Source organism: Caulobacter sp. AVps18, from assembly GCF_058681425.1.
In genome coordinates this window covers 2,556,653-2,580,740 of the sequence record NZ_CM178737.1, presented here as the reverse complement: position 1 = coordinate 2,580,740, position 24,088 = coordinate 2,556,653, and the positions used below count along the sequence as shown (strand labels likewise).

At 67.7% G+C, this 24,088-nt stretch carries 20 protein-coding genes; 13 read left to right on the top strand and 7 right to left on the bottom strand.

All coding sequences use genetic code 11. The features are described 5' to 3' along the window. The first annotated feature begins 233 nt into the window (after positions 1-233). The 5 genes from ACW179_RS11640 to ACW179_RS11620 all read left to right on the top strand — a co-directional run bounded on the left by ACW179_RS11640 (position 234) and on the right by ACW179_RS11620 (position 5,236). Positions 234-1,139, top strand: coding sequence for a hydrogen peroxide-inducible genes activator (locus tag ACW179_RS11640; protein WP_492059674.1), 906 nt, complete (start codon positions 234-236; stop codon positions 1,137-1,139). A gap of 123 nt (positions 1,140-1,262) precedes the next feature. Then, a complete protein-coding gene (locus ACW179_RS11635; protein ID WP_492059673.1) occupies positions 1,263-1,631 on the top strand; it encodes a BlaI/MecI/CopY family transcriptional regulator in 369 nt (122 codons plus the stop codon). Next, entirely contained in the window at positions 1,621-3,291 is a 1,671-nt protein-coding gene (locus ACW179_RS11630; protein WP_492059672.1) for a M56 family metallopeptidase, read from the top strand. The genes ACW179_RS11635 and ACW179_RS11630 overlap by 11 nt, the downstream gene beginning before the upstream one ends. Positions 3,292-3,335: 44 nt before the next feature. Beyond that, entirely contained in the window at positions 3,336-4,874 is a 1,539-nt protein-coding gene (locus ACW179_RS11625) for a GMC oxidoreductase (RefSeq protein ID WP_492059671.1), read from the top strand. Beyond that, a complete protein-coding gene (locus ACW179_RS11620; protein WP_492059670.1) occupies positions 4,871-5,236 on the top strand; it encodes a hypothetical protein in 366 nt (121 codons plus the stop codon). Before ACW179_RS11625 ends, ACW179_RS11620 begins: the two co-directional genes overlap by 4 nt. A gap of 17 nt (positions 5,237-5,253) precedes the next feature. On the opposite strand, the gene ACW179_RS11615 is transcribed toward ACW179_RS11620, so the two are convergent. Continuing rightward, positions 5,254-6,792, bottom strand: coding sequence for an adenosine deaminase family protein (locus ACW179_RS11615; protein WP_492059669.1), 1,539 nt, complete (start codon positions 6,790-6,792; stop codon positions 5,254-5,256). A 187-nt stretch (positions 6,793-6,979) separates the two neighbouring features. On the opposite strand from ACW179_RS11615, the gene ACW179_RS11610 reads away from it, so the two are divergent. Both ACW179_RS11610 and mmsB read left to right on the top strand, forming a co-directional pair. After that, complete coding sequence (locus ACW179_RS11610) at positions 6,980-8,476, top strand: CoA-acylating methylmalonate-semialdehyde dehydrogenase (RefSeq protein WP_492059668.1); 1,497 nt, start codon at positions 6,980-6,982, stop codon at positions 8,474-8,476. Between the two features lie 12 nt (positions 8,477-8,488). After that, positions 8,489-9,385 (top strand): 3-hydroxyisobutyrate dehydrogenase, encoded by an 897-nt coding sequence (mmsB, locus tag ACW179_RS11605; protein ID WP_492059667.1) that lies wholly within the window; start codon positions 8,489-8,491, stop codon positions 9,383-9,385. Positions 9,386-10,321: 936 nt separating this feature from the next. On the opposite strand, the gene ACW179_RS11600 is transcribed toward mmsB, so the two are convergent. Continuing rightward, a complete protein-coding gene (locus ACW179_RS11600) occupies positions 10,322-11,446 on the bottom strand; it encodes an IS481 family transposase (RefSeq protein WP_492059470.1) in 1,125 nt (374 codons plus the stop codon). A 265-nt stretch (positions 11,447-11,711) separates the two neighbouring features. On the opposite strand from ACW179_RS11600, the gene ACW179_RS11595 reads away from it, so the two are divergent. Then, entirely contained in the window at positions 11,712-12,197 is a 486-nt protein-coding gene (locus ACW179_RS11595) for a tetratricopeptide repeat protein (protein ID WP_492059666.1), read from the top strand. A gap of 82 nt (positions 12,198-12,279) precedes the next feature. Here the strand turns inward: ACW179_RS11595 and ACW179_RS11590 are convergent, their stop codons facing one another. After that, the gene (locus ACW179_RS11590) at positions 12,280-13,623 is read right to left on the bottom strand and encodes a dicarboxylate/amino acid:cation symporter (protein ID WP_492059665.1); all 1,344 of its coding nucleotides are present in this window, start codon (positions 13,621-13,623) and stop codon (positions 12,280-12,282) included. A 234-nt stretch (positions 13,624-13,857) separates the two neighbouring features. Between ACW179_RS11590 and ACW179_RS11585 the strand changes: the two genes are divergently transcribed. The 4 genes from ACW179_RS11585 to ACW179_RS11570 all read left to right on the top strand — a co-directional run bounded on the left by ACW179_RS11585 (position 13,858) and on the right by ACW179_RS11570 (position 17,791). Then, positions 13,858-15,129: an SGNH/GDSL hydrolase family protein gene (locus tag ACW179_RS11585; RefSeq protein WP_492059664.1), complete on the top strand. Its 1,272-nt coding sequence runs from the start codon at positions 13,858-13,860 to the stop codon at positions 15,127-15,129. Next, on the top strand, positions 15,096-16,016 hold the full coding sequence (locus ACW179_RS11580) for a polysaccharide deacetylase family protein (RefSeq protein ID WP_492059663.1): 921 nt from the start codon (positions 15,096-15,098) through the stop codon (positions 16,014-16,016). The genes ACW179_RS11585 and ACW179_RS11580 overlap by 34 nt, the downstream gene beginning before the upstream one ends. Before the next feature lie 77 nt (positions 16,017-16,093). Next, positions 16,094-17,020, top strand: coding sequence for a formylglycine-generating enzyme family protein (locus ACW179_RS11575; protein ID WP_492059662.1), 927 nt, complete (start codon positions 16,094-16,096; stop codon positions 17,018-17,020). Between the two features lie 60 nt (positions 17,021-17,080). Further along, complete coding sequence (locus tag ACW179_RS11570) at positions 17,081-17,791, top strand: helix-turn-helix transcriptional regulator (RefSeq protein WP_492059661.1); 711 nt, start codon at positions 17,081-17,083, stop codon at positions 17,789-17,791. Here ACW179_RS11570 and ACW179_RS11565 read toward each other — a convergent pair. The 3 genes from ACW179_RS11565 to ACW179_RS11555 all read right to left on the bottom strand — a co-directional run bounded on the left by ACW179_RS11565 (position 17,779) and on the right by ACW179_RS11555 (position 20,903). Beyond that, positions 17,779-18,750, bottom strand: a complete 972-nt coding sequence (locus tag ACW179_RS11565; protein WP_492059660.1) for an alpha/beta hydrolase — start codon at positions 18,748-18,750, stop codon at positions 17,779-17,781. The genes ACW179_RS11570 and ACW179_RS11565 overlap by 13 nt on opposite strands. Positions 18,751-18,819: 69 nt before the next feature. Next, the gene (locus tag ACW179_RS11560) at positions 18,820-19,626 is read right to left on the bottom strand and encodes a TrmH family RNA methyltransferase (RefSeq protein WP_492059659.1); all 807 of its coding nucleotides are present in this window, start codon (positions 19,624-19,626) and stop codon (positions 18,820-18,822) included. A 20-nt stretch (positions 19,627-19,646) separates the two neighbouring features. Further along, entirely contained in the window at positions 19,647-20,903 is a 1,257-nt protein-coding gene (locus ACW179_RS11555; RefSeq protein ID WP_492059658.1) for an MFS transporter, read from the bottom strand. A 319-nt stretch (positions 20,904-21,222) separates the two neighbouring features. Here ACW179_RS11555 and ACW179_RS11550 point away from each other — a divergent pair, with 319 nt between their 5' ends. Beyond that, complete coding sequence (locus ACW179_RS11550; RefSeq protein ID WP_492059657.1) at positions 21,223-22,278, top strand: LacI family DNA-binding transcriptional regulator; 1,056 nt, start codon at positions 21,223-21,225, stop codon at positions 22,276-22,278. A gap of 2 nt (positions 22,279-22,280) precedes the next feature. On the opposite strand, the gene ACW179_RS11545 is transcribed toward ACW179_RS11550, so the two are convergent. Continuing rightward, entirely contained in the window at positions 22,281-23,822 is a 1,542-nt protein-coding gene (locus ACW179_RS11545; protein WP_492059656.1) for a methyl-accepting chemotaxis protein, read from the bottom strand. Positions 23,823-24,088 lie beyond the last annotated feature (266 nt).

Below are 24,088 nucleotides of genomic sequence, written 5' to 3'. Positions count from 1 at the left end.
ATCCGTCGGGGATCGCCGCAGGGTTGGGCGTGCGAACGCGCAGGCGTCCGGGATCTGCCGGCGACTGTCCGCCGGAGGTCTGTGAATGGGACTTGGGATCCCGGCGTTGCTCCCTTGCGGCGCTCTCTGTCGGATCGCCTACCCAAGTTTTTGCGCATTCAACCGATAAAGAGAAGCGCGAAAGTTCAATAGCTACGATAGGCTACACCTATGACACTTCTCCGGACGCGCCGATGAACCTGCGAGACCTGCGCTATCTGCTGGCCATGGCCGAGCATGAGCATTTCGGGCGCGCGGCCCGCGCCTGCGGCATCAGCCAGCCGACCCTGTCGGTGCAGATCCGCAAGCTGGAAGACCTGCTGGGCGTCGCCCTGTTCGAGCGCACCAGCAAGGCGGTCACGCCGACCTTCGCCTGCCAGCAACTGATCGGTCATGCACGCGACGCCGTGGCGGCGGCCGAGGCGATCCTGGCCACGGCCCGCAACCTGCGCGACCCGCTGGCGGGCCCCTTCCGGCTGGGCATCATTCCAACCCTGGCGCCCTATCTGCTGCCGCTGGTCTTCGCCCCCCTGCGTCAGGCCCTGCCCGACCTTGAGATCGAGCCCTGGGAAGACCAGACCACCGCCCTGCTGGAGCGGCTGAGGTCTCACGAACTGGACGCCGCCCTGCTGGCCACCGAAGTGGACGGACCCGACCTGGACAGCCAAGCGCTATTCGACGAGCCCTTCCTGGCTGCCCTGCCGCCCGATCACCCCCTGGCGGCACGGCCGGTGGTGGACCAGACAGATCTGGCGCGCGACATCCTGGTCCTGGCCGACGGTCACTGCCTGCGCGACCAGACCATGGCCGCCTGCGGTCCGGGCGCGGCCCTTGGGGGCACCCTGCGCGCAGCCAGCCTCTCGACCCTGCTCAACATGGTGGCCGCCGGCTATGGCACGACCCTGATCCCGGGACTGGCGGCCGGCGCGGCGCAGGACGCCGGGATCGTGCTGCGTCCCCTGGCCACCCAGACCGGGCGAACCGTACGCATCGCATGGCGCACGCACTTTCCGCGCCGTGCGGCGGTCGAGGCTGTAGGTCAGGTGATCGCAACCCGCCTGCACGGTTTTGCCAGGGGCGCAGCGGCGGGAAGCCTGTAGGCGAGGCTTCCTCGCCGCCAGCGAAGCGAAACGCTCTCCATTACATTTCGTTTACGTCCGTAATCGTTGATTGACCAGATCGATTACATGCGTAATCGATAAGAGGAACACGGAGACCCTCCCATGCGGATCAGTACGGCCGAAAGTCAGGTGATGAAGGCGTTGTGGGCCAACAGCCCCCTCAGCGCCGAAGAGATCATCGCCGCCCTGCCCGATGGTCAGGACTGGGCCGACGCCACGGTAAAGACCCTGCTCAACCGCCTGCTGAAGAAGGACGCCATTGCGGCGGATCGCGACGGCCGGCGCTTTCTGTATCGGCCGCTGGTCGCCCATGCAGACTATCTGCACGCCGAAAGCCAGGGCCTGCTGGACCGTCTGTTCGATGGCCGCCTGGCCCCGCTGGTCAGCCACTTTTCGCAACGCGACAAGCTGAGCGCCGACGACATCGCCGAACTTCGCCGCATTCTGGAGGCCATCGACGATGATAAATGAGCTTCCCGCGCTGTTGCTGCGCGCCAATCTGGCCATCGGCGCCGCGATCCTGCTGGTGCTGGTGCTGCGCCGCCCGGTGCGCGCCCTGTTCGGAGCCCGCGCGGCCTATGGCCTGTGGATCATCGCGCCGCTGGCGACGATCGCTGTCCTGCTGCCGGCGCGAACCGTGCTGGTTCCCGCACCGGTCCGCCCCTCGGTCGAAAGCGTTTCGGAAAGGCCTTCCGCCGTCGCCGCAGCGCCGGCCCGGATGGCGGCCGTCGGCATGGTCAAACAGAGCCTGCGCCCCTACCGGCCACGTGACGCCCTCATCGTCGTCTGGGCACTGGTCGCGCTGCTGGCGCTGGGAGTGCAGGCCGAACGCCAGCGCCGGTTCCTGAAATCGCTGGGCCGACTGCGTGAAGACAAGGGGCTGTTCCATGCCGAACACCCCGGCGTCGGCCCCGCCGTCATCGGGGCTCTGATCCCTCGCGTGGTGCTGCCGGCAGACTTCACCCTGCGCTTCACCCCTGAGGAGCAGGCCCTGATCCTGGCTCACGAGCGCAACCACCTGTCGGTGGGCGACGCCCAGATCAACGCCCTGACCACCGCTGTCCAGTGCCTGTTCTGGTTCAATCCGCTGGTTCACCTCGGTGCCAACCGTCTGCGAGTCGATCAGGAGATCGCCTGCGACGCCGCCGTCCTGACCCGCTTCCCCGTCGCGCGCCGGGCCTATGGCGAGGCGATGCTGAAAACCCAACTGGCGCCCCATGCGCCGCCGCTTGGCTGCCACTGGCCAGCCTCGGCCAACGGGCAACTCAAGGAGAGATTCGTCATGCTGAAGGACCATCGCCAAGGCGCCCGCCGCCGTCTGGCCGGTGCCGCTTCCGTCGCCGTCCTGGCGCTCGGGGCCGGGTTCGCTGCCTGGGCGGCCCAGCCGGCGCGCCCGGTCCACGACCGCCCCGGCGTCTCGGCCCACGACCGCGCCCGCGATATCGCCAGCCCGCTGTACCGCGCAGTGACCGAGCGTGACCTGGCCAAGGCCCGATCGCTGATCGCGGCCGGCGCCAAGGTGGACTTCGAGGCCAAGGGCGATGGTACCCCCCTGATCGAGGCCGCCCGCTCAGGTCAGACGGACATGGTCAGGCTGCTGCTGGCCAGCGGCGCCGATCCCGATCTGGCCGTACGCGGCGACGGCTCGCCGCTGATCAACGCCGTCCAGTCGGGCGACCCGGCCGTGATCCGCCTCCTGATCGACAAGGGTGCCAACGTGAACAAGGTCGTACCCAGCGACGGCACACCGCTGCTGCTGGCCGCCCGCAGTGGTCGCGCCGACCTGGTGGCCTTGCTGCTGGATGCGGGCGCCGACGTAAATCTGGCGGTGCCCGGCGATGGCAATCCGCTGATCGTCGCGGCCTCGGGCGGTCAACTGGACACCGTGCGCCTGCTGGTCGAGCACGGTGCCTCGGTGGAGTCGTTTGTCTATGGCGACGAGACCCCGCTGATCAATGCCGCCCAGTCTGGCCACCTGTCGACTGTGGCCTACCTGATCGACAAGGGCGCCGACGTGAACCGCGCCGTGCCGTCCAATCCTGGCCAGACCCGCTCGCCGCTCGGCGAAGCCGTCAAGCGCGGCCACACCGCCGTCGCCGACTACCTCAGGGCCAAGGGCGCGCGCGCCTAAGCCGCGCGCCCTTCATCCCCCAAAACAATCTGACAGGAAACACGATGGCTTTCATCGACGCCAAAGCCTTGCCTGACGCCAGCCGGATCGAGGCCGATCTGGTCATCATCGGCGGCGGCCTGGCCGGCATCACCCTGGCCCGGGAACTGGCCGGCGGACCGATCAAGGTCGCGGTCCTGGAAGCCGGCGGCCGCGAAATCGATATGGAAAACCAGGCCCTCTACGCCGGAACGGGCGTGATGCGCGACCCTGACAACGCGGGCCGTCCCTTCGACGACTACCCCGTTCAGTCGCGGATCCGCGCCCTGGGCGGCTCGGGTCACGTCTGGGGCGGCAAGTGCGGGCCGCTGGACCCCGCCGACTTCGCCGCCCGCGACTGGGCGCCGAACAGCGGCTGGCCGATCAGCCGCGAGCAACTGCAGCCCTTCTATGATCGGGCCTGCGACCTGATGGAGATTCCCCGGTTTGGTCCGCAGACCCCCGTCCTGAATGACCCGGAGCGTCGCCCGCTGGACCTGGACCCGCGCGACGGCTTCTTCCCTGCGCCGCGCTATTTCACGAAGATCTCGGGCGGGGCCGACAAGGCCGCTTTCGACGCCTTTTGCACCGACTTCGCCAGCGCGCCAAACATCACCGTCTATCTGCATGCCAATGTCACCCGCATCCGCCAGACGGCCAAGGGCGACGCCGTCGCAAGTCTGGACATCGCCTGCCTGGACGGCAAGCGCCACACCGTCACGGGGAAGACCTATGTACTGGCCACGGGCGGCATCGAGAACGTGCGCCTGATGCTGGCCTCGGACGGAATCGGCAACCGTCATGACCTGGTCGGCCGCTTCTTTCAGGGCCATGTCACCCATTCCATGGACGGCGACGCCGAGACCGAAGGCTCGGCCGTCAACATCTCACGCAGCGGCTCGATGGAGCTCTATGTTCCCAAGGGCCGCGCCCAGCCGCACTGCGTGATCGGCAGCGGCCTTGCGGGGCAAGCCCGCATGAAGGCCGGCAATTTCACCCTCACCCTCTACAATGGCGGAGAGCCCGGAACAGGAACCCCGACCCAGGCCGAGACCCGGGCCATCCGCCAGACGGCGACGCGGGTTGATGGCGGCGTCGGCGAGGGCCAGCTGCTGGGCTGCTTTGCCATGACCGAGCAGTTCCCCAATCTCGACAGCCGCGTCACCCTGGATCCCGCCAGCCTCGACCCCCTGGGCATGCCCCGCATCCGCCTGGAATGGGTGTATTCGGCCAGGGACTGGGACAGCTTCGAGCGCTCGACTGCGGGCATGGCCGACGCCCTGGGCGCGTCGGAACAGGGCCGCCTGTGCTGGCCGGTTCAGCGCGGCGACTACGTGGCCAACTGCAGCGCCTCACGCCACCACATGGGCACGACGCGGATGCATGCCGACCCGAAACGGGGCGTGGTCGATCCTGACGGCCGCGTCCATGACACGGCCAATCTCTATGTCGCCGGCAGCTCGGTGTTTCCCACCTCGGGCATCGTCAATCCGACCCTGACGATCCTGGCCCTGACCATGCGCCTGGCCGATCACCTGAAACTTGAGATGGGAGCCGCCCGATGAGCGCCCTGCACCGCCGCGACCTCCTGGCCGCCCTGCTGGCCCTGACCGCCGCCGGCGGCCTGCCCGCCCTGGCCCGCGCCGCCGAACCGGCCGGCGCGTTTCAGGACCTCGACGTCGCCGCCGTGGAGCGCATAGGCCGCGCCTGGCTGGCGGCCCATCCCGACGCCAGCGCCAGGAGCCTGGGCCGCAGGCTGTTTCCGGGCGGGCGCAACGCCGGGACCCTGACCGAACTGCGCCGACGCGTCACGGACGACTTCCGGCGCGGTGAGGTGTTCATCCATCGCGGCTGGCGACTGGCCGATACCGAAGGCGCGCTGTTTGGCCTCCTGGCCCTGGGCAACACCGCCGGTGCCGGGGCGTAAACCCCGGGGGCGCCGCTTCAGGGCTGGATCGCCGCCTCGAAGGCCTCGAAGTCCCGCTCCAGCCGCCATTGCAGCGCCGCCTTGGGGCTGGACGCCAGGAAGGCCTCGCAGGTCGCCCCGGCCTTGAGGCAGGCGGCAACCGGCGTCCGCTCGCCGGCCCAGAGGCTGGGACCCGGCACAAAGGCATAGGTCAGACTGTCGCGCGCCATGGCCTTCAGGTCGCCATAGCGCAGACCGTGCTCGGTGGCCGCCCGCATGTATTCATGCGTCAGGTCGATGCGCGAGACGCCCTCGTCGTCGGTGGACAGCACGACCGGCACACCCGCCTTGCGATAGAGGGCCAGGGGGTGATCCTTGCCCTTCACGCCCAGGATGACGTCATTGCTGGTCAGGTTGATCTCGACCGCCACGCGGTCGCGGGCCATCCGGGCCAGCAGGGCCGGGGCGCCGGTCTCATAGGCGATGTCGATGCCATGGCCGATCCGCTTGGCACCCGCCACCTCGACCGCCTCGCGGATGTGGAAGGTGAGGTCGCGGGGGGAAACCAGGCCCAGGGTCAGCTCGCCCGCATGCAGGGCCATGGGAACCTTGGGATAACGGCCCGCAAGATACTGGAACATCCGCATGTGCAGCGAATAGTCGGCCAGCGAGATCGGATCGTCTTCCGGATTGACGATATTGACGCCGACAAAGCGCGGGTCGGCGTCCACCAGGGCGAACGCGGCCAGCATCTGGGCGAAGACGAATCCCGAGGCCTGGGCCCGCTCGACAAAGGGCTGAATGCCGATCACCACCGCGCACGGACCGGCCTTGGCGACGACGCCCGGCTTGCAGCCCTGGCGGCGATCGGCCTCCAATTGGGCCGCGTCCATCTCGCGGCGCACCTGCTCGACCATGGCCGGCAGGCCGGGCTTCAGGCGAGCGAAGCTGGCGTCAAAGTCGCCGTTCCAGGCCCCCTGCCCGGCCACGGCGAAGGCGCGCATGGTGTTGGGATTGCCCGAGCTTTCCACATAGCTGACATGGTCAGCGGCGGCGTATTCGCGGGTCACGGCGATCATCGGGCCGATATTATTGACGGCGGCGGCGGCGAAGCGCGCGAAGGTCGAGAAGAACTGGTCGTGGCCCGAGGCGGCGGCGGCCGGGTCCGGCGTAAAGTTGCGCACCGACAGGGCGTCGATCACGCGATTATAGAGCACCGGATCACGTCGCCCCAGGTCCTTGGCGGCCACCTTGCCGGGCGCGTCGCAGGGTCCCGGTGCAATGGAGGGCGGGACGCTGGTGGTCACGCACAGGCCATCTTCACCCGCCCAGGCCAGGAAGTCCTCGGCATAGGGCGCGCCCCACAGGTGATTGTGCAGGTCGCCGCCCTTGGGCATGGTCTGCAGAAACAGGCGCAGCTGGGCGCCGTCGCCGACCACGGCGTCGAACCGGGCGGCGGCCCGCGCTTCAGCCGAGACCGGCGGCGCAGGCGCGGCCTTTGCCGAGACGACAGCCAGCCCGCAGAACACTCCGGCCAGCATCGCCCGCCTCGCACCGCCTCGCCAGGATCTCGTCATCGCTCACCTCTTTTACGGGGTTCTTTAGCAGCGTGATTTGCGACGCTTGGCAAATCCAAGCCCGCCATCGCGCCGTTTTCCGGTAGCCCTGCCCCCTTGACGAGCGTCTTGATGGCGCAATGGCCATTCACAATTTGCAGCGCCGGCCGTAAGCCCTGCAAAACACATAAAGTTCAGGGAGTGAACCATGCGCGAGATCCAGCATTTCATCGGCGGCGCGGCCGTCAGCGGCGTCTCTGGCCGGTTCGGCGACGTGTTCAATCCCAATACCGGCGAGATCCAGGCTCGCGTGCAGCTGGCCACCGACGCCGAGCTGGACGCGGCCGTGCAGAACGCCGCCCGGGCCCAGATCGACTGGGCCGCCACCAATCCCCAGCGCCGGGCGCGGGTGATGTTCGAGTTCAAGCGCCTGATCGAGCGCGACATGAACAGCCTGGCCGAAATCCTCTCGTCCGAGCACGGCAAGGTCATCGCCGACTCCAAGGGCGACATCCAGCGCGGCCTGGAGGTGATCGAGTTCGCCTGCGGCATCCCCCACATCCTGAAGGGCGACTATACCGACGGTGCCGGCCCCGGCATCGACGTCTATTCGATGCGCCAGCCGCTGGGCGTCTGCGCCGGCATCACCCCGTTCAACTTCCCGGCCATGATCCCGATGTGGATGTTCGGCATCTCGATCGCCGTGGGCAACACCTTCATCCTCAAGCCCTCGGAGAAGGATCCGACCGTGCCGGTGAAGCTGGCCGAGCTGATGATGGAGGCCGGGGCTCCGGCAGGCGTGCTGAACGTCGTGCACGGCGACAAGAGCGCGGTCGACGCCATCCTGGCCCACCCGGATATCAAGGCCGTCAGCTTCGTCGGCTCATCCGACATCGCCCACTATGTCTACCAGACCGGCACCGCTAACGGCAAACGCGTCCAGGCCATGGGCGGGGCCAAGAACCACGGCATCGTCCTGCCCGACGCCGACCTCGACCAGGTGGTCAAGGACCTGTCGGGCGCGGCCTTCGGCTCGGCCGGCGAGCGCTGCATGGCCCTGCCGGTGGTGGTGCCGGTGGGCAAGGCCACGGCCGATGAACTGCGCGAGCGGATGATCGCCGAGATCGAGACCCTGAAGGTCGGCGTCTCCAGCGACCCCGCCGCCCACTACGGCCCGGTGGTCAGCGCCGCCCACCGCGACAAGATCGCCGACTATATCCGCCTGGGCGTCGAGGAAGGGGCCGAGCTGGTCGTCGACGGGCGCGACTTTGCGCTGCAGGGCTTCGAGAAGGGCTTCTTCATCGGCCCGTCGCTGTTTGACGGCGTGAAGAAGGGCATGAAGACCTATAACGAAGAGATCTTCGGTCCGGTCCTGCAGATCGTCCGTGCCGAGAGCTTCGAAGAGGCCATCGCCCTGCCGTCGGAGCACCAGTACGGCAACGGGGTGGCGATCTTCACCCGTAACGGCCGGGCCGCCCGCGAGTTCGCCGCCCGGGTCAATGTCGGCATGGTCGGCATCAATGTGCCCATCCCGGTGCCGGTGGCCTATCACAGCTTCGGCGGCTGGAAGCGGTCTGGCTTTGGCGACACCAACCAGTACGGCACCGAGGGCGTGAAGTTCTACACCAAGGTCAAGACCGTCACCGCCCGCTGGCCCGAGGGCGCGGTCGAGGACAGCGCCTTCGTCATCCCGACGATGAAATAGGACACGGCCGCCATGACCCGCATCGCCTTCATCGGCCTCGGCAATATGGGCGGCGGCATGGCCGCCAACCAGGCCAAGGCCCAGCACCACGTCACCGCCTTCGACCTGTCGGCGGCGGCGGTGGAGCGTGCCGTTGCGGCCGGCTGCCACCCGGCCTCATCCGTCGCCGAGGCGGTGGCCGAGGCGCAGGTCGTGATCACCATGCTGCCGGCCGGGCCGCATGTGCGCTCGGTCTATGGCGAGCAGATCATCGCCCATGCCCCGAAAAGCGCCCTGCTGATCGACTGCTCGACCATCGATGTCGACAGCGCCCGGGCCGTCGCGGGCCAGGCGACCCAAGCGGGCTTCCGCTTCGCCGACGCCCCGGTATCCGGCGGGATCATGGCCGCCGAGGCCGGGACCCTGGCCTTCATGGTCGGCTGTGATGCGGCCGATTTCGCGGCCGTCGAGGCGGCCCTGGCCCCCATGGCCCGGATCGTCATCCACGCCGGCGACCACGGCGCCGGCCAGGCGGCCAAGATCTGCAACAACATGCTGCTGGGCATCAGCATGCTGGGGACCTGCGAGGCCTTTGCCCTGGCCGAAAAGCTGGGCCTGGCCGCCGATCGCTTCTTCGAGATCGCCAGCAAGTCCTCGGGCCAGTGCTGGTCGGTCTCGACCTATTGCCCGGTGCCCGGCGTCGGCCCCGCCACCCCGGCCGACCGTAACTATGAGGGCGGTTTCGCCACCGCCATGATGCTGAAAGACCTGAAACTGGCCCAGGACGCCGCCGCCCGCGCCGGGGCCAGCACCCCGCTGGGGGCCCAGGCCGAAGCCCTCTACGCCCTGTTCGACGCCAACGGCTACGGCGGCAAGGACTTCTCGGCGGTGCTGCAGCTGCTGCGAGGGCGGCTGGGCGAGTTGGGCTGAGCCCCCCCTACCCGCTCATCCCCGACCCATGCGGGCCTTCCGCCGGCTCAGCTTGGGTCCCCGCTTTCGCGGGGATGAGCGGTGAAAAATGATGGCACAGGTTCGCAGCCTCGCCGGAATTTCACCGGCAAGTGTGGGGAGGCGGCGGAGCGTCCGGGCCACGCCCGGATGTGTGTTTGTAGAGGAGTACCGTTTCGGCCTGAGCCGGAGCGCTCCGCAGGATCGGTGGACGAAAGCCTTCGGGGCGCGGGGTTTTAACCCGCTTCCAAAAGAGGCCTCCGGCGGGCGGGGAGATGGCGCTCCCCGGACCGTCCAGGCGATTTCAGCCCGGACCTGGGGCGCCTCGCGGGCGTCGCCAAAGGGTGTTCCCGGCGGTCCCGGCCTGGCCTCAACGCAGCGCCCCTATCGGCTGTCCTGCTCCGCCAGACCCTGCCGGGCCTTCAAACGACGGCCGACGGACGCTTCCCGCTCGACCCTCCCCACCACCCGTCAGGTCGCCAGCTGGACGGCCTCCCCCGTGGCGGGGCGAAGAGAACTATGCGGCCAGTTTGAGGGGGTGTGCGTCGATTTTTGATCGTGACGGTGGTGGCGTGGGTCAGGGCGTTGAATTTGCTGGGGTCTGGGTGGGGCTATGCCCGTGCGACAACGGGGATAGCGCGCATTTTTCCCTCTTCCAAAGGGAGAGGGAGGGGCCCGCCGCGAAGCGGTGGGAGGGTGAGGGGTTACACCGTGTCCGGACAAGGCAGGATCGAAGCAACTACGCCCATCAGCCCCGCCACCTGAGCCCACCACCCAAATACTCCAGCCCATCCGGCAACCGCTGAAACCCCTCACCCTCCCACCGCCTCCGGCGGCGGGCCCCTCCCTCTCCCTCTGTGTTTGGACCGGGGACATCCGTGACAGGTGTTCGGAGACATCCGTGACAGGTTGAGGATGCTATTTTGCGGTCCTCAGGTCGATGGTTTTGAGACGTTGGGTCTGGAAGAAGACGTCGAAGACGCCATCGGTCTGGGTGGCTCGCAGGGCGACAGCTTTTCCAGCGAAGGCTTTTGGGACCTTGAGCGGACGGTTGGCAAAACTGAGATGGCCCCCTTGCTGGACCCGGCGAACCTGGTCGTCGGGTCCGTACTCGAAGGGCGGGATGACGGGCTGGTAGGGCCTTGGACTGTGTCGGTAGCGATCGACGGGAACCGCCATGTCCAGGGCCTGGTGAGGCCGGACCAGATTGTAGATGTCGCGCCAGTGATCGAGCGCGCGGGCCGCATGGTCGAGGGTCTCGAAGGGGGTGCTCAGGGCCTCGGCCTTTAGGGTGCGATGGAAGCGCTCGTCCTTGCCCAAGGTCTGGGGATGATAGGGCCGGGAGTGGCTGATGCGCACGCCCAGCTCGATCAGCCACACGCCCAGCGGGGTGTAGGGATCGCCGGGGCCGTTGCCCCAGGGCGAGCCGTTGTCGGTGGCGATGCGCCAGGGCAGACCATAGCGCGTAAAGGCCTGGATCAGTTGATCCTTGACGGTCTGGGTCTTCTGGTTGGCGCAGGCGGCCAAGACCACGGCAAACCTCGAGTGGTCGTCCAGCACCGTCAGGGGATGCAGTCGCCCTGAGCCCAGGGCCACGTGGCCCTTGAAGTCCATCTGCCACAGATCGTTGGGCTGGGGATGCTCGAAGCGGATGAAAGGCTGAGCGCCGCCGCCTTCACCGCCCAGCGCCACACCACCCCGGCGCAGGATCTGGGTTACCGTCGAGGGGGCTGGAGCCTCAAGCCCCTCACGCCGCAGCACCGCCGCGATCTTGCGGCCACCCCAGGCCGGATGCTCCGCACGGACCTGAAGCGTCGCATCCTCAACCGCCGTCTCCGTGCGCCGGGGCGAGGTCCGCGGTCGGCGAGATCGCGCCTCAAGGCCCGCATCGCCTTGCTCCCGATAGCGCGCCATGAGCCGGTAGCCCAGCGTCGCGCTGACCCCGAACCGCCGGCAAAGCTCCCGCCTGTTACAGCCTTCAACCAAGGCCAGCCGTACAAACTCCCGTTTGCGATCCATCGCAGACACCCCCGTGAACGGCATCCCGACCTCCCTCTGAGATCGGAAAATGTGTCACGGATGTCTCCGAACACCTGTCACGGATGTCCCCGGTCCAAACACTCTGGAAGAGGGATTTGGCGCGCGCGCCTCCACCGTTCGGGCTTATCGGTTAGCGATAATCAGTGTGTGTCCCTGTTTGACCTGTTTGATACTTCCGTCCTCAATACTGACCGTTTATGGCATGGCGCGCAGCGGTGGGAGGGGTTTCCCCTTTAGCCAGCGCTGTCCGCCTCTCTAGGATTGAGCGATGGTGACCACGGACGCACTGGCTGACATCGGACACGCCGCAGAAGAAAGGGGCGACTACGCTCTGGCCCTGCAGGCATTCGAGCGCGGGGCTGAACTGGGTGACCTTATCTGTCTGGATCAATTGGCTTACATGTTCGACGTAGGTCGCGGCGTGCCAACGGACAAGACGCGGGCAATGCAACTTTATCGACGATCCTGGCGGCAACATCGCAGCACTGCCGCCTCCAATAATCTGGCGATTCTCTACCGGGAAAGAGGCGACCACCGCGCGATGTTTCGGTGGTTTCAAAGAGGTGCCGGCGTCGGTGACGGAAGCCAGCTTTTTCAGATGGCCAAGTGCTATCTCAACGGCTTGGGCGTAAGGAAATCCCAGCAGAAGGCGCTTCGATGTCTTGCCGGCGCGGTGGTTTCCGATGACATTTATGAGTGCGATCGGGAAGAAGCAGAGATGCTGCTGGCTGGTCTGCGCCCACGAGCGATCTGAACGCGACGTTCCGCGCTGGCGCGGGTCAATTGCCGGTCAGGTGCGCACCGCTTAAGGACCGCCGGTTAAGCCCAGGGCCCTCCTAATCCGCCGACCGCAACTCCGGATCCACCGGCGGCTCCAGATCCGAAGGCCCCGGATGGCCGTTCAGCGCGGCGTCCAGCTGGTCCTTGTCCAGCGCGTTCTCCCAGCGGCTGACGACGATGGTGGCCACCGCATTGCCGATGAAGTTGGTCAGGGCCCGGCACTCGCTCATGAAGCGGTCAACGCCCAGGATCAGGGCCATGCCGGCCACCGGCACCGAGGGCACCACCGACAGGGTGGCGGCCAGGGTGATGAAGCCGGCCCCGGTGACGCCCGCGGCGCCCTTGGAGCTGAGCATGGCCACGCTGAGCAACAGCAGCTGGTCGCCCAGCGACAGCTGCACGCCGGTGGCCTGGGCGATGAACAGCGCCGCCAGGGTCATGTAGATATTGGTGCCGTCCAGATTGAAGCTGTAGCCGGTGGGCACCACCAGCCCGACCACGGGTTTGGCGCAGCCGGCCCGCTCCATCTTGTCGATCAGGCTGGGCAGGGCCGATTCCGAGGAACTGGTGCCCAGCACCAGCAGGATCTCGCTCTTCAGATAGCGGATCAGCTTCAGGATCGAGAAGCCGTTGAACCGCGCCACCGCCCCCAGCACCACCAGCACGAAGACCAGCGAGGTGGCGTAGAAGGTGCCGACCAGGGCGGCCAGATTGACCACCGAGCCGATGCCATAGGCGCCGATGGTGAAGGCGAAGGCCCCGAAGGCACCGATGGGGGCGGCCTTCATCAGGATGCCGACCATGCGGAAGAAGGCGTGGGCGATCGCCTCCAGCAGGTCGACCACCGGTTTGGCCTTGTCGCCGACCATCACCAGCGAGACCCCGAACAGGATCGAGAAGAACAGCACCTGCAAAATGTCGCCGTCGGCGAAGGCCCCGGTGACCGTGGCCGGGATGATGTTGGTCAGGAAGCCGACCACCGTCGTGTCATGGGCCTTGGCGGCATAGCCGGCCACCTTGTCGCCGTTCAGGCTGGCCGGATCGATATTCATGCCCGCGCCGGGCTGGACCACATTGGCCACCACCATGCCCAGCACCAGGGCCAGGGTCGAGAAGGTGAAGAAGTAGACAAAGGCCTTCAGCACCACCCGCCCGAACTTGCCCAGGTCGCGCATGCCGGCGATGCCCGTAGCAATGGTCAGGAAGATCACCGGCGCGATCACCATCTTGACCAGCTTGATGAAGGCGTCGCCCAGCGGTTTCAGGGACTCGCCGAACTTGGGATAGAAGTGGCCGATCAGGGCTCCGGCGACGATCGCGACCAAGACCTGCACATACAGATGCGCGTACCAGGGCGTCGGGCGCGCTGGCTCGGTGGTGGCGGGGGGCGACGGGATCATCGGCAGGCTCCGGGCGCTTAAAGACCCTGTGTGTCAAGTTTGGGCGATACCGAGAAGAGTGGCCGAGTCGGCCCTGACCGGAACCCTCGAGAAAACACGCGACCCAGCCGCCTCATCTGACCAATTTTCGATCTTGTCAGACCTAGACATCACTCCATCTGCACGCCACCTTGCCCCGCTTCGGATGGGACTGACGCCGAGGTCGCCCGCCCGGCGCACTTGCAGGGAGCGACCATGATCGTGATGACGCGCCGCGCGCTGGGCCTCGCCGCCGCGCTGACCTTGGCGTTCACGGCCGCCAGCGCCCAGGATCGTGGGCATTGGACGGGAGCCTGGGCCAGCGCCCAACAGGTTCCCGAGCCGCGCAACGCCCTTCCGGCCGACGCCCTGAACGACGCCACCCTGCGCCAGATCGTCCGCCTGACCCTGGGCGGTCCGCGTCTGAAGGTGCGCGTGTCAAACGCCTTTGGAACAACGCCGCTGACCGTGACGGCCGTTCGCGTGGCCAGACCGCTGTCGCCGGACGGCGCCGCCATCGATCCGGCGACCGAGCGCGCTGTGACCTTTGCGGGGCAGGCGGGGGTCACGATCCCTGCCGGCGCCGACTATCTGTCCGACCCTGTTGACCTCCCGACCCGCGCCCTTTCCGATCTCGCCGTGACGATGCTTGTCGAGACCGCGCCCGCTCAACAGACCAGCCACCCGGGGTCGCGAGCGACCTCCTATGTGCTCCGCGGCGATCACGTCGCGGCGACCGACCTGCCCGGTGCCCTGAAAACCGACCACTGGTTCCAGCTTTCCGGGGTCGAGGTCGAGCAGGACGCGCCGGCCGGAGCGCTGGTGATCCTGGGGGACTCGATCACCGACGGCTTTGGCGTGAAGCCCAACACCAATCTGCGCTGGCCCGACGCCCTGGCCCAGCGGCTGCAGGCCGATCCCCGCACCGCCAGGCTGGCCGTGCTGACTCTGGGCATCGGCGGCAATCGCGTGCTGCTGGACGGCCTGGGCCCCAACGCCGCCGCGCGGTTTGACCGGGACGTGCTGATGCAGGCGCGCGTCAGTCACCTGATCATCCTGGAAGGCGTCAACGACCTGGGCACGCTGACCCGCGACGCCCCCGTCAGCCCGCAGGCCCATGCGGCGCTGGTCTCGCAGGTCACCATCGCCTACGCTCAGATGGTGCAGAAGGCCCGGGCGCGGGGGATCAAGGCGATCGGCGCGACCATCATGCCCTATGGCGGTTCGGCCTATTATCACCCTGACGCGCAGAACGAGCTGGACCGGCAGGCAATCAACGCCTGGATCCGTACGCCAGGAAACTTCGACGTCGTGATCGACATGGACAAGGCCCTGCGCGACCCGGCCAGGCCGGATCGACTTTCGCCGGCTTACGATTCCGGCGACCATCTGCATCCCTCGATGGAGGGCTATCGTGCGATGGCTAACGCCGTGCCCCTGGAGATATTCCTTCGATGCCCCTTCGCGCCCTGCTCCTGGCCCTGCTGATCACCGCGCCCGTCGCCGCCCCCGTCGCGGCAGGGGCCTCGGAGCTGAAGATGGCGATCACGGTCGACGACCTGCCCGTTCATGGCGCCCTGCCGCCCGGTGAGACCCATGTCAGCGTCGCCAGGGACTTTCTGGCGGCCCTTAATGCCGCCAAGGCCGCGCCGGTCTATGGCTTCATCAATGGCGTTCAGAACGAACGCGTTCCGGGCGCGACGCCGGTTCTGACACTGTGGCGTGAGGCCGGCCATCCGCTGGGCAATCACGGCTGGTCGCATCTTGGCCTGGACGGGATCGACGTGGCGACCTTCGCCAGCGAGCTCGACCGCAACGATGCGGTGCTCGCCCCCCTGGCCGGCGACACCGACTTTCGCTGGTTCCGCTTTCCGTTCCTCAACGAAGGCGCGACCCCGGCCAAGCGCGCCGGGGCCCGCGAGGTGTTGAAGGCGCGCGGCTATCATATCGCCAGCGTCACGGTCAGCTTCGGCGACTATGCCTGGAACGAGCCCTATGCCCGCTGCATGGCCAAGGGCGACACGGCCGCCATCGCCGATCTGGAGGCCAGCTTCCTGCAGGCGGCCCGCGACAGCCTGACCTATTCGCGCGCCATGTCGGCCCAGCTGTACGGTGAGGACATCCCCTATGTGCTGCTGCTGCACCTGGGGGCGTTCGACGCCCGCATGGCGCCCCGGATGCTGGCGCTTTACCAGTCGATGGGTGTGAAGCTGGTTTCCCTGCAGGAGGCCCAGAGCCACCCGTTCTACAAGGCTGACGTCGAGGTCGCCCCCTCGCCCGCCCCGGCCTCTCTGGAAAGCGCGATGTATGCGCGGGGGCTGCCCCTTCCGGCGCGCAGCTGGGACCTGGCCGCACTCGACAAGGTCTGCCGCTGAGGCGTCTGCGCCGTTGAAATCGGCGCGACGCATGTCACTATTACCGCAATGGGGATGTGTGACAGGCGGCGATCTTGATGGGCGGTAGCGTGACGCACGACGGCATGATCGCCCTGCCCGGCGGCGTCTTCACGATGGGCTCGGACGTTCACTATGCCGAGGAGGCCCCGGCCCACCGCGTGGCGGTCGACCCGTTCTGGATCGACGCCCTGCCGGTCACCAACGCCCAGTTCGCCCGGTTCGTTGCCGCAACGGGCCATGTGACCCTGGCCGAAACGGCGCCCGATCCGGCCCTCTATCCCGGTGCTGATCCCGCCCTGCTGACCCCGGCCTCGGCAGTGTTCGTGCGGCCAGACCGCACCGTTGATCCGCGCGCGGGCGCCAGCTGGTGGTCCCTGATCCCCGGCGCCCGCTGGAACCAGCCGCTGGGGCCAGGCAGTTCCATCAGCGGGATCGAGGATCACCCGGTGGTCCATGTCAGCTTTGACGACGCGGCCGCCTATGCCGCCTGGGCCGACAAGTCCCTGCCGACCGAGGCGCAGTGGGAATATGCCGCGCGCGGCGGGCTGGACGGCGCCGCCTATGCCTGGGGCGAACAGCTGGCGCCGGGCGGGGTCATGTTGGCCAACTACTGGCAAGGTGCCTTCCCGGGCGAGAACCTTCTGACCGACGGCTATGAGCGCACCTCGCCGGTCAAGACCTTCCCGCCCAACGGCTACGGCCTCTATGACATGATCGGCAATGTCTGGGAGTGGACCTGCGACTGGTGGGCCGACCGCCACGCCACGACACCGACCAAGCCCTGCTGCGCGCCGAAAAGCCTGCGCGACGCCAGCCATGATCCCAACCAGCCCGGGCCCATCATCCCTAGACGGGTGATCAAGGGCGGCTCGCACCTGTGCGCCGACAACTATTGCCGCCGCTATCGCCCCGCCGCCCGCCACCCCCAGGCCATCGACACCACCACCAGCCACATCGGCTTTCGCTGCGTGGTCAGCGACTAACGGTTGCTCCCGTCACCCTGCTGCCAGCATGCTGTCAGCAGAGCTCTGTCAGGGTGACGCATGAGACGCGCCGAACGCCTTTTCCAGATCATCCAGATCCTGCGCCGCAGCCCGGTGCCGGTCACCGCTGACGCCATGGCGGCGGAACTGGAGACCTCCAAGCGCAGCGTCTATCGCGACATCGCCGCCCTGGTGGGGCAGCGGGCGCCGATCCGGGGCGAAGCGGGCGTCGGTTACGTGCTGGAGGCCGGATTCGACATGCCGCCGCTGATGCTGACGCCCGACGAGATCGAAGCCGCCGTGCTGGGCGCCCAATGGGTGGCCGGACGCGGCGACCCGGTGCTGGCCAAGGCCGCCCGCGACCTGATCAGCAAGATCGCCGCCGCCGTGCCCGAGCGCTTGCGGCCCTATGTGCTGGAGCCCGCCACCGGCGCCGCCCCGGCCTGGAACGCCGCGCCCGACGGCATCGACGTGGCCCAGACCCGCGCCTGGATCCATGCCGGCCGCAAGATCCGGCTGGACTATCGCGACGAGCAGGGGGCCGTCAGCCAGAGGGTGATCTGGCCGGTGACGGTGGGCTATCGCGAGACGGTGCGGATGATCGTCGGCTGGTGCGAACTGCGGCAGGCCTTTCGCACCTTCCGTACCGACCGGGTGGTGGACGCGACCTTCCTTGACGAACGCCACGGCCAGCGGCCGGGACAGCTTCGCGCCCGCTGGATGAAGCACCTGGAGGCCGAGCACGCGGCGTGGAAGGATCAGACCCCGTGACGGCGCGCAAAGGTCTCGAACAGGCCCGGCCATGAGGCCACCGGCTTGCCCGTGATGAAACGCAGGCCAAAGCCATGGCCGCCCTCCTCGAAGACATGCATTTCAGAGGGGATCGACCGGGCCTTCAGCGCCGCAAACATGGCCAGGCTGTTCTGCACCGGCACGGCCTTGTCGTCGGCAGCGTGCAGCAGGAACACCGGCGGCAGGTCGGCGCCCACCTGCTGTTCGGGCGAATAGAGCGCGATCTGCTCGGGCGTCGGGCTGGCTCCCAACAGTTGCTTGCGCGACCCGCCGTGCGTGAAGGCCGCGTCCATGGTGATGACCGGATAGATCAGGGCCGACAGGTCTGGGCGGGCCGAAAGGTCGTCAGCCGCGTCGAGGCGGTCATAGACCCTGGCGGCGAAGCGCGTGGTCAGGCTGGCCGCCACGTGACCGCCGGCCGAAAAGCCCATGATCGCCACCCGGTCCGGCTTGAAGCCCATGGCGTCGGCCCTGGACCGCACAAGGCGGATGGCCCGCTGCGCGTCCTGCAGGGGCGTGTCGGGACCCGCACCCCAGCCGTCGCCCGGCAGGCGGTAGAACAGCACAAAACAGGTATAGCCCCGCTCGGCCAGCCAGCGGGCGGTCTCATAGCCTTCCTTGTCCAGCACCACCCGCTCATAGCCGCCGCCGGGAACCAGGATGACGGCTGCGCCATTGGGGGTCCTGGGTCGGAACACCACCAGCCTGGGCGTGCGGGTGTGGGTCAAGGCCCGGTCGCGCAGACCCTTGGGATCGCCGCGCTCGACGATCGCCTCGACCGCCGTGACGGCCTCACCGCCGGGCGGGGCGGCGGGCCACAGGGGGATGATCTCTTCAGGGTCAGCCATGGAGGTCACTTTCGCGCTCGCCCGGCCGGCAAAGCCCAGGGCCGCAAGACCGGAAAGCAGACGGGTCAGGACGCCGCGACGATCAAGCATGGAGGGAAACCTTCTGGTGGGCTGCGGCAATGATCCTAGAGGCGCCTTAGCGGCCAGGAAACCGGTTTCCTATCGCTCGGCGAACCGCAGGTGATGCAGCACGATGCCGCTGGTCGTGGCCACGTTCAGCGAGTCGAAGCCCCCGGCCATCGGAATGCCCACCGTACGGGCGCGGGCCATCAGCGCGTCTGACAGACCCGGTCCCTCGGCGCCCAGCAGCACCGCCGAACGCGCGGGCGGCTTCAGCTCGGCCAGGGTCTGGGTCGCTGACGGGCTGAGCGCCAGGGCCTCGAAACCATGCCGCTCCAGCAGGGCGGCGATGTCTTCACCGCGCTCCAGCATGGCCGTCGGCACGCTGAGGCTGGCACCGACCGAAACCCGGATGGCCTTGCGATACAGGGGATCGCAGCAGTCGCTGTCGAGGATCACCGCGTCAACACCGAAGGCCGCCGCATTGCGATAGAGCCCGCCGATATTGTCGTGATTGGCGATGCCGCACAGCACCATCACCACCGCCCTGCCCTGTACCGACGACAGCAGGGCGTCAGCGCTGACAGGCGTGGGCTTGGTGCCGATGGCCAGCACGCCGCGATGCAGGTGAAAGCCCGCCACCGCGTCCAGAACCGCCTGTTCGACCAGATAGACCGGCGTCTCGTCTGGCAGGCCAGCGAACACATCGTCCAGCTTGTCACGGCGCTTGGGATCGATCAGCAGCGACATCACCCGCTGCGGCGCATCGCGCACGAAGGCCCGCAGCACCGTCTCGCCCTCGGCCACGAACAGGCCCTGCCGGCCCACCAGATCGCGCTCGCGGATGTCGCGATAGGCGGCCACGCGCGGATCGTCGGGATCAGTGATGGCGATGAACTGCGGCACGGGGCGAGATCCGAAAGGGCTTACCGCACGCCTCGTATCGGCAGGATGGCCAGACCGCCAGCCGTAGCGAGCACGGCGGCGACGATGAAGAAGGTCCGGAAGTCCAGATGGCTGGGTCCAAGCGCCCAGACCGCCAGGGCCGGTGCCAGGGCCTGGGGCAAGGTGTTGGCCAGGTTCAGCACACCCAGATCCTTGCCCGCATCGCGTTGCGAGGGCAGCACCTGGGTCACCAGGGCGATATCCACGGCGTAGAAACAGCCCGCCCCGCAGCCCAGCAGCAGATAGGCGCCGATCATCACGGGCCAGGAGGGCGTCGTCGAGAAGATCAGCATGGCCAGGGCGATGGTCAGGGCCGCGCCGGCCGCGAACAGCTTGCGGCGCTTGAGCCTGTCCGAAAGCATCCCGCCGATCAGGGCCAGGGTGACGTTCGACACCGTCGCGACCGTCGTCAGGATGGCCAGGCCTTCCTCGGCCTTGCGGCCGGGGAACAGCTGGGGATAGCCCAGCACGTCCTGCAGGAAGTAGAGCATGTAGCTCTGCGCCAGGCTGAGGGCGACCAGCACCATGAACCGGCCCAGCCATGCGAAGGCGAAATCGGGATGCTGGCGCGGATCCACCCACAGACCGGCGATGAACGCGCCCAGCCGGAAGGGGGGTCTAGCGCCGCGGGGCAGCGGCTTGTCATCCAGCTTGAGGGCGAACGGTGCCAGGGTGATCAGCAGCACCGCGATGATGGCCAGATAGCGCGTGACCTCGGAAACCAGCAGGCCGCCGATCAGCACGGCCCCGGCCATGGTGCCGATGGGATTGCCCAGGCTGAGAAACGCCGCCACCCGGCCCTTCTGGCTGTCGGGCACCCGGTCAGGCATCACCGCGACCAGGGCCGAGAACATCAGGTTGAAGGTCAGCTGGAACACGATGACGCCGGCGATCAGCGCGCCGGGTGTTCTGGCATTCATGATCAGCAGATAGGCACCCGCAGCGCCCAGCGCGCCGACCACCATCCAGGGACGGCGGCGCCCGAAGCGAGACGTGGTCCGATCACTGATCGCCCCGGCCAGCAGGTTGGCGACGCTGGCCGTCAGGGCGCCATAGAAGGCGACCTGGCTGAGCAGCAACGCCTTGCCCGCAGCGTCGATCGCCTCGGCCTTCAGCGGCAGCAGCACCTGGAACAGGGGCATGAAGCTGACAAAGGCGCCGATCTGGGCGAGCGTGTAGGCCGCTATAAAACTGGTCCTGACCGGCGTGGCCGGCCGGCCCTCGTCGCTTGGCGACATCGCGACTCCCCCCGAGCCTGGCTGTTTCAAACGGACGGACTTGAAACCGACAAAACAGGCTCAAATTCAAATATTTAGAGCGAGACAGGTGCCGAAACCGGTGGCCGCTTTCGGCTGTCATGCCCTTGCGCGGTCTTCGCCGCGTCGTCTGCACACTGGCCTCAGAGGTCGCCGCGCACAAGGGCGGGAAACGCCGGATAATCCCGCTCTTCGCCGGGCTCTGTTACTTTTTCTCCGGCGACACATCGCCTGTCGATGAACAAATGCTCTAGGTTGGCGAAATGGGGATGAGTCTCGAGCGACAGGTGCGGGCAGATCTATGGCCTCGGTGACGATCTACGACGTCGCCGCGCGCGCCGGCGTCTCCATCAAAACCGTTTCGCGGGTCATGAACAACGAGCCCAATGTGCGGCCCGCCATGCGTGACCGCGTGCTGGAAGCGGCCGAGGCGCTGCACTACAGCCCCAACCTGTCAGCCCGCAGCCTGGCCGGGTCTCGCTCTTTTGTGATCGCCGTGTTCGTCGACGCGGCCCTGACCATCGACCATTGGCGCAGCGAGCGCGGCGCGGACTATCTCAGCCGCATCCAGCTGGGCGCCACCCTGCAATGCCGCGACGCCGGCTATCACCTGCTGATCGAATTGATCGATCACGACGCACCTCGGGTTCGACAGGAGGTCGCGGCCCTGCTGGCGGCCCTCAAGCCCGACGGCGTGATCCTGACACCGCCCAGTTCGGACAACGAGACGGTGCTGGAACTGCTCGACAAGGCCGGAGCCCCCTATGTGCGGCTGGGCCCGGAACGGGAAGGCCTGGGTCCTCGCGTTCACATGGACGACGTCGCCGCCGCCCGCGAAATGACCGAGCACCTGGCCAGCCTGGGCCACCGCCGGATCGGCTTTATTGTGGGCGAGCCGCGCTACGGCGCCAGCCAGGCCCGTCGTCAGGGCTATCTGGAGGCCATGCAGCGCCTGAACCTTCCCGTGGCCGACACCTGGGTGCGCCAGGGCGACTTCACCTTCCAGTCAGGCCTGGAACAGGGCAAGGCGCTTCTGGCCCTGCCCGAACGCCCTACTGCCATCTTCGCCAGCAATGACGACATGGCGCTGGGTTGCCTGGCCGCAGCCGCCGAGGCCGGTGTCATGATCCCCGGCGACGTGTCGGTAGCAGGTTTCGATGACAGCCCCAGCGCCCGCTTCAGCCGACCGCAACTGACCACCGTGCGCCAGCCTGTGGTCGAGATGGCCTCTCTGGCCACGCGGCTGCTGATCTCGGGCCAGATCAAGGGCGCGACAGCCAAGGCCTCGCGGGTGGACGAGCTGTTGCCGTTCGAGCTGATCCACCGGGCCTCTACAGCCCCGCCGCCCTCTCAATAGGCTCAGCGTCCAGGACGGACGAAGCTCGCCAGTCGGGCGCGCGCCGCATGAACCGGATTTTCAGCCGGTGCGGACACATGGCTCATATCGCGACCGCCCGTACGGAACGCGCCGACGCGATTGGACAGGTCGGCCGCCTCGACGCGCAGGGCGTGGGTGGAATCGGTCGACTGCTGCACCATGGCCGCATTGCGCTGGGTGACCTGATCCAACTGGTTGACGGCCGTATTGACCTGGCTGAGCGCCACGGCCTGTTCGTTGGCCGAGGCGGCGATCTCGTTGATCAGCCCGTCGATGCCGCCCACCTTGTCGACAATGCCGCGCAGGGCCGCCCCGGTCTGGCCGACCAGCTCGACGCCCTCGCCCACCTGACGGCTGGACTCGGCGATCAGCGTCTTGATCTCGCGCGCCGCATCGGCCGAGCGCTGGGCCAGGGCCCTCACCTCTTGCGCGACGACCGCAAAGCCGCGACCGGCGTCGCCCGCACGCGCCGCTTCCACCCCGGCGTTGAGGGCCAGCAGGTTTGTCTGGAAGGCGATCTCGTCGATCACGCCCAGGATCTGCGAGACCTGGTTGGACGAGCTTTCGATCTTGGTCATGGCGTCAGCGGCGCGGGTCACCACTGAGCCCGAACGCTCAGCCTCGGCGCTGGCCTCACCGACGCGGGCCGAGACCTCACGGGCGCTCTTGGCAGTCTTGCTGACCGTAGTGGTCAGTTGGTCGACGGCGGCAGCGGTCTGTTCCAGGGTGGCGGCCTGCTGCTCGGTGCGCTGGGCCAGGTCGTCGGCGTTGCGGGCGATGTCGTCGACACCGGCGCGGATGCCCGTGGTGGCGCGCTCGACGGCGTTCATGGCCTCGGCCAGGGCGATGGCGGCCTGGTCGAAATCAGCCTTGAGCGAGGCGAATTCAGGGGCCAGGCCCTCCTCGACCCGGGCTGACAGGTCGCCGGCGGCCAGGCGGGCGAGCGCCTCGCCCACGGCCTTGACGGCGTTGGCCTGGCGCACGGCGGCGGCGTCGCGCTCAGCCTCCAGCGCCGCACGCTCTTCGGCCAGGAGCGTCAGATAGCTGGAGATGGCCAGGTCCATGTCGAGGAACACGGCCTTGTTCAGGGCGACCAGGCCGTTGGCGAGGTCGGCATCCGACTTGGCGGCGCCAAACAGGCTCTTGGCGCGCTTGGCGACGACCGAGCGGATCAGCTCCTCGGCCACCACGGCATAGCCGCCGATGTACCACTGGGGTTCCAGCCCTGCCGTAACATGGGCGCGGCCGATGCGCTCGACGTCACGCACATAGTCTGGGCCGTAGTCGGCCGAGGCGATACGCCGCCAGTGATTGGCCTGGGCCCGCTCTGCGCCGGCGATGTGACCCTCGTCGCGGAACTTGCCGCGCGTCTCGGGAAAGCTGCGAACCTGGCCATAGAACCGCGAAAGCGCCGACGAGATCTCGGCGTCGATAACGGGCTTGAGCGCCCGCAGCGCGGCGCGATCGCGGTCGTCGAACCGCATAAAGGCCATGCGACGGTCAAGCTGGGCGTTGGCGTTCACGCGGACGACTCCGAGTCGGGAAGAGCAATGGGTTAAAACCTGAACGGAATTTGTTAACCATGATTGAAGCCCTGCCGGATTTGCAGGCGCGCTTTGACGCAGCCGCGCGAATTGATCCTCAAGCCCCCTTCCCGCCGGTTTTCGCGCTCCGGTCGATCACCAGTGGCGCGCAGCCTTGCAGAGGCCTATTTAGAAGAGCATGGCAACAAGCTGCGCCTTGGCGCGTTTGAGGCTGTATCGCGTCTGTGGCAGGCTGGCGCTCGACG